The organism is Bacteroides sp. An322, from assembly GCF_002161765.1.
GTDB lineage: Bacteria > Bacteroidota > Bacteroidia > Bacteroidales > Bacteroidaceae > Phocaeicola > Phocaeicola merdavium.
In genome coordinates, this window is record NZ_NFIN01000020.1 from 65477 (window position 1) to 71937 (window position 6461).

Consider the following 6461-nt stretch of genomic DNA (forward strand, 5'->3'; position numbering starts at 1 on the left):
GCCCTATCAAATAAAGAGGATTATGGAAAATAAACTGATTATTTACAATACGTTGAGCCGCAGAAAGGAACCGTTCGTTCCTTTGCACGCTCCTCACGTGGGAATGTATGTGTGCGGCCCTACCGTTTATGGCGACGCACACTTGGGACACGCTCGTCCTGCCATTACGTTCGATATCCTGTTCCGTTATCTGAATCATTTGGGATATAAGGTGCGCTATGTGCGCAACATCACCGATGTAGGCCATTTGGAACACGATGCCGATGATGGCGAAGACAAGATTGCCAAGAAAGCGCGGCTGGAACAATTGGAGCCGATGGAAGTGGTGCAATATTACCTCATCCGTTATCATAAAGCAATGGAAGCCCTCAACGTGCTTCCGCCCAGCATTGAGCCGCACGCTTCAGGACACATCATCGAGCAAATCCGGTTGGTAGAAGAGATTCTGAAAAACGGATACGCTTACGAAAGCCAAGGCTCGGTGTACTTCGATGTAGCGAAATACAACAAAGACCATCATTACGGCATACTTTCGGGACGCAATCTGGATGATGTGCTCAATACGACCCGCGAACTGGACGGACAAGAAGAAAAGCATAACCCAGCCGATTTCGCCCTCTGGAAATGCGCGCAACCCGAACATATCATGCGCTGGCCCTCGCCTTGGAGCGACGGTTTCCCCGGCTGGCATTGCGAATGTACGGCAATGGGACGTAAGTATTTAGGAGAAACCTTCGATATCCACGGAGGCGGCATGGACCTGATATTCCCGCATCACGAATGCGAAATAGCACAAGCCGTAGCTTCCGAAGGCCATCAAATGGTGCGCTATTGGATGCACAACAACATGATTACCATCAACGGGCAGAAGATGGGCAAGTCGTTGGGCAATTTCATCACCTTGGAAGAGTTCTTTACAGGCTCAAACCAACTCTTGACACAAGCCTACTCGCCGATGACCATCCGTTTCTTCATCCTGCAAGCGCATTATCGTAGCACGGTAGACTTCAGCAACGAAGCCCTACAAGCCGCCGAGAAAGGACTGGAACGCCTCTTGGAAGGCATCAAGAACCTCGACCGCATCACTCCGTCGAAAGCCACATCAGGCATCGAACCTGCAGGGCTTCGTGAGAAATGCTACGAGGCAATGAACGATGACTTGAACACACCGATAGTCATTTCACATCTCTTCGATGCTATCCGCATGATTAATACGTTAGTCGACAAGAAAGCCACCATCAGCGCCGAGGATTTAGAAGAACTGAAGAGCGTATTCCGACTCTTTGCCTTCGACATCTTGGGCTTGAAGGAAGAAAGCGAAAACAATGCCGCCCGCGAAGAAGCCTTCGGCAAAGTAGTAGACATGTTGCTGGAAGAACGCATGAAGGCGAAAGCCAACAAAGACTGGGCTACGAGCGACAAAATCCGCGATAACCTGTCTGCCCTCGGCTTCGAAGTAAAGGACACGAAAGACGGCTTCACCTGGAGATTGAATAAATAAAGGTATTCATAGATCTTACTCAGATATACAGAATGAAGATAGAAGACAAACTTACGGCTTCCGTTATTAACGGAGTGAAAAAATTGTACGGGGCGGATATTACCCCCGCCATGGTACAGCTGCAAAAGACGAAGAAAGAGTTTGCAGGTCACCTCACGGTGGTAGTATTCCCTTTCCTGAAACTTTCGAAAAAAGGACCGGAACAAACCGGACAGGAAATCGGCGAATACCTGAAAACAAATGAACCTGCTATTGCCGATTATAACGTAATCAAAGGATTCCTTAATCTGACCATTGCTTCAGATGTATGGATTGATTTGCTGAACCGTATTCATGCCGATGCGCAATGGGGTATCCGCAAAGCCGATGAGAAAGCTCCGCTGGTAATGATTGAATATTCATCACCCAACACCAACAAGCCGCTCCATTTAGGACATGTGCGCAACAATCTGCTGGGTAATGCACTAGCTAATATCATGGCAGCTAATGGCAATCGTGTAGTAAAAACCAACATCGTAAACGATCGCGGTATTCATATCTGCAAATCCATGTTGGCATGGCTGAAATACGGCAATGGAGAGACTCCTGAATCATCGGGTAAAAAAGGCGACCACCTGATAGGTGATTATTACGTAGCTTTCGATAAGCATTATAAGGCAGAAGTAGCCGAACTAATGGAAAAAGGATTGAGCAAAGAAGAAGCTGAAGCCCAATCACCCTTGATGCTGGAAGCCCGCGAAATGCTCCGCAAATGGGAAGCAGGCGACCCCGAAGTGCGTGCCCTTTGGGAAAAAATGAACAACTGGGTCTATGCTGGATTTGACGAGACCTATAAAATGATGGGTGTCAGCTTCGACAAAATCTATTATGAATCGAATACCTATCTGGAAGGGAAAAAGAAAGTATTGGAAGGTCTGGAAAAAGGACTTTTCTACCGCAAGGAAGACGGTTCGGTATGGGCTGACCTTACTTCCGAAGGATTAGACCAAAAACTCCTGCTCCGTGCCGACGGAACTTCGGTTTACATGACACAAGATATCGGTACTGCCGAACAACGTTTTGCCGATTATCCGATAGACAAGATGATATATGTGGTAGGAAATGAGCAAAATTATCATTTCCAAGTACTCTCCATCCTTCTTGATAAGTTAGGCTTCGAATGGGGCAAAGACTTGGTTCACTTCTCATACGGTATGGTGGAATTGCCCGAAGGAAAAATGAAGAGCCGCGAAGGTACTGTAGTAGATGCCGACGACCTTATGGAAGCCATGATTCAGACCGCTAAAGAAACCAGCAATGAACTAGGGAAACTGGATGGACTGACTCAGGAAGAGGCTGATGACATTGCCCGCATCGTAGGATTGGGCGCATTGAAATATTTCATTTTGAAAGTAGATGCACGCAAGAACATGACCTTTAATCCGAAAGAGTCTATCGACTTCAACGGAAATACCGGTCCGTTCATCCAATATACGTATGCCCGTATTCAATCTATTTTACGCAAGGCAACCGAAGCAGGCATCACAATTCCGGAGGTCATTCCGACTGGCATTGAACTGACTGCAAAAGAAGAAGGTCTGATTCAGATGCTTTCTGATTTTACCGTTACGGTAGCCCAAGCCGGCACAGACTATAATCCGTCTATCCTTGCCAATTATGCATACGACTTGGTAAAAGAATACAATCAATTCTATCACGACTTTAGCATTCTGCGTGAAGAAAACGAAGCATTGAAAATCTTCCGCCTTGCTTTGAGTCAGAACGTAGGCAAGATTGTGAAAGAAGCCATGGGATTACTAGGCATCGAAGTGCCTGAGCGTATGTAAATCTTAAGTCACCACAGATTACACAGATTTAACTAATTAATAATGAACAATTAATAGTTAATAAGGCAACAATATATCGTTATTCATTATTCACTCTTAATTATTAATAATCTAAATCTGTGTAATCTGTGGTGAAAAATAAGTCATATGGGAAAGAAGAAATATTACGTTGTCTGGAAAGGTGTAACACCGGGCGTGTATGATTCGTGGACGGCTTGCCAATTGCAAATAAAGGGATACAAGGGTGCTTTATATAAGTCGTTTGATACCCGTGAAGAAGCTGAAAAGGCTTTGATTACTCCTCCACACTTTTATCTGCAAGCAAAGAAAGATACAGCCAATCAGTCCCTTGAAAAACGATTACCAGCCGACTTTGATTTGAATTGCCTTGCCGTAGATGCAGCATGCAGCGGCAATCCGGGACCAATGGAATATCGGGGCGTGTATCTAATGACCGGTCAAGAAATCTTCCACTTCGGTCCTGTTTACGGAACAAACAACATCGGAGAATTTCTTGCTATCGTACATGCCCTTGCTTTATTGAAGCAAAAAGACATTCAGATGCCTGTTTATTCAGATAGCCGGAATGCCTTGATTTGGATAAAACAAAAGAAATGTAAAACCAAATTAGAACGAACAACTCAGACAGAGGAACTGTTCCGTTTGATAGAACGCGCTGAAAAGTGGCTGCAAGAAAATACTTATACCACGCCTTTACTAAAATGGGAAACCGAGAAATGGGGCGAAATTCCGGCTGATTTTGGACGCAAATAAATTTAATCAATGTCACTACAGATTAAGAAATGAAAAAAAGACTTGCTTATCTTATCGGCTTCTTTGCCGTTATCTTATTGTTTTTCATGGCGCAAAAGCCGGGATTCATGTTCTATAACGATGCAATTGGAAGAGGAGTTTCTACACTCGACTATTTCCATGTCATTTGGCATGGCATCAGTTTAGATGCCGCCACTACAGGCTATCTCATCGCTTTGCCTTGGCTCATTATCGGTATCAGCATTTGGTTCAAGAAATTTCCGCTTCGAAGGATACTTCTTATATATTATATCCTCATTAGTCTTGTCACATCCCTCATTTTTGTAGGCGATATGTGCTTGTATCCATTTTGGAACTTCAAGCTCGATGCCTCAGTTTTCTTTTATCTTGACTCGCCGAAAAATGCAGCCGCTAGTGTATCAGTGGGGTTCATTATTATCCGTTTCCTGATTATTCTCTTGCTCTCTGGACTTATAACATGGATTTTATACAATATTACTCCACGTTATTTACCCCGTGTTAAACAAAAAATAGTTTCTACATTGATTTCCTTATTAATAGGTGGACTAATTTTTCTAGTTATCCGAGGAGGCGTAAGCGAATCAACCAGTAACATCGGGCAAGTGTATTTCTGCAATGATGAATTTCTGAATCATTCGGCTATCAATCCGGCATTCAGCTTGTTAGCCTCTATAAGCAAAACTAAAGATTATGCCCAACAATTCGATTATTTTAATGAGAACGAACGTAAGACTTTATTTAATGGACTTTATCCGACAAAAGGAGAAAATACAGTAGAATTACTCAATACGCAACGTCCTAATATACTGATTGTATTATTGGAAGGATTTGGAGCAACCATGGTCGAATCGTTAGGAGGAGAAAAAGGAGTCAGTCCGAACATTGACCGTTTATCAAAAGAAGGTATCTGGTTTACAAATTGTTATGCTAATAGTTTCCGCACTGACCGGGGAACTATTTGTGCATTAAGTGGCTACCAAAGTTTTCCTGATTTATCGGTCATGAAAATTCCAGCAAAAAGCCGTACACTTCCTTCCATTGCAGGGAAATTAGTAGAAGAAGGTTATCATACTGATTTTCTATATGGAGGAGACATAAATTTCACCAATATGAAAAGCTATTTGTTGCAAAGCGGATACCAGAAATTAACGGCAAATACTGATTTCCCTTTGGAACAACATCAAAATGCATGGGGGGTAAATGATGACATCACTTTTGAGCATCTATACCAAACATTGACAGAACGCAAAGAAACACCGTGGCATACAACATTCCTTACGCTTAGCAGTCACGAGCCATTTGAAGTACCTTACCACCGTTTGCCGGAAGCAAAACCCAATGCTTTCGCCTATACAGACCATTGTCTAGGGCAATTTATTGATAAACTGAAACAAAGTCCGATATGGAAAGATTTACTGGTAATTTGTTTGCCCGACCATGGTTTTTATTATCCAGATAATAGCGGGCATGGACATGACGATCGTATTCACCACATTCCTATGCTTTGGGTAGGCGGCGCCATAAAACACCCCATGGTTATCGACCGTATTATGAACCAATCAGACCTTGCCGCCACACTTCTTGCACAATTGAATATCAATCATAATGATTTCAATTTCAGCCGGAATGTATTAGGAATAGAATATACCTATCCCTTTGCCTATTGGAGTTTCGGAGGAGGATACGCTTTCGCAGATAGTACTGGTGTAACAGTTATGGATCTAAATGCAGACCGTCCGATTATAGAACGTCCTTCAGCCAATAAAAACCGTATTCTAAGAGGAAAAGCCATTTTGCAAAGTTCATACGATGATTTAGGTACACGTTAATACTATCAAATAGTTAAATTCTTTGCACAGATTCCTGTAACTTCAGCAAACAAGATTTTAACAATCTTTATGCAAAAGTCACAGGAATCTGTGCTTTTTTATACCTATTCATTGCCATCATATATCCCTTTCTCAATCATTATTTCCCTTTTTACGTCAGGTTTTGGACTACAAAACCGGCACATATTTGCGCCGCGTGAGTTCCGGGCTTTCCGGAATCATTTATTAATGCGTTATTTATCAACCACTTAACCATACCCACGTCAGTTTCCGGCGCGGTTACAAGACAAAAGGATTCGGGAGTTTCAGCAGATTAGGGAATTGTTTGTAACGACTTGAGTTAGAACGATTTGAGTTTTTTAATTTATAAATTAAATTTATTTTGTTATGAGAAAAAAGTATTTAGAAGCTGTTTTGATTTCATTCGATAAATTTGTTAAGCATGATTTGGATGAATGCAATCTGTACCATAGCTTCTGCGGTTTCAGCAAGGAATTCGTAATCGATGGT

4 protein-coding genes are annotated in these 6461 nt (G+C 42.6%); all 4 read left to right on the plus strand.

The features are described from left to right. The first annotated feature begins 22 nt into the window (after positions 1 to 22). The 4 genes from cysS to B5F91_RS11025 all read left to right on the plus strand — a co-directional run bounded on the left by cysS (position 23) and on the right by B5F91_RS11025 (position 5951). A complete protein-coding gene (gene cysS / locus B5F91_RS11010) occupies positions 23 to 1501 on the plus strand; it encodes a cysteine--tRNA ligase (protein ID WP_087429137.1) in 1479 nt (492 codons plus the stop codon). 32 nt (positions 1502 to 1533) lie between these two features. After that, complete coding sequence (gene argS, locus B5F91_RS11015) at positions 1534 to 3327, plus strand: arginine--tRNA ligase (protein WP_087429138.1); 1794 nt, start codon at positions 1534 to 1536, stop codon at positions 3325 to 3327. Positions 3328 to 3474: 147 nt separating this feature from the next. Beyond that, on the plus strand, positions 3475 to 4101 hold the full coding sequence (locus tag B5F91_RS11020; protein WP_087429139.1) for a ribonuclease H family protein: 627 nt from the start codon (positions 3475 to 3477) through the stop codon (positions 4099 to 4101). A gap of 29 nt (positions 4102 to 4130) precedes the next feature. Beyond that, positions 4131 to 5951 (plus strand): alkaline phosphatase family protein, encoded by a 1821-nt coding sequence (locus tag B5F91_RS11025; protein WP_087429140.1) that lies wholly within the window; start codon positions 4131 to 4133, stop codon positions 5949 to 5951. Positions 5952 to 6461 lie beyond the last annotated feature (510 nt).

What these genes read in the sequence shown, in the direction of transcription:
- cysS (WP_087429137.1), top strand. Translation starts at nt 23, where the DNA reads ATGGAAAATAAACTGATTATTTACAATACGTTGAGCCGCAGAAAGGAA.
- argS (WP_087429138.1), top strand. Translation starts at nt 1,534, where the DNA reads ATGAAGATAGAAGACAAACTTACGGCTTCCGTTATTAACGGAGTGAAA.
- B5F91_RS11020 (WP_087429139.1), top strand. Translation starts at nt 3,475, where the DNA reads ATGGGAAAGAAGAAATATTACGTTGTCTGGAAAGGTGTAACACCGGGC.
- B5F91_RS11025 (WP_087429140.1), top strand. Translation starts at nt 4,131, where the DNA reads ATGAAAAAAAGACTTGCTTATCTTATCGGCTTCTTTGCCGTTATCTTA.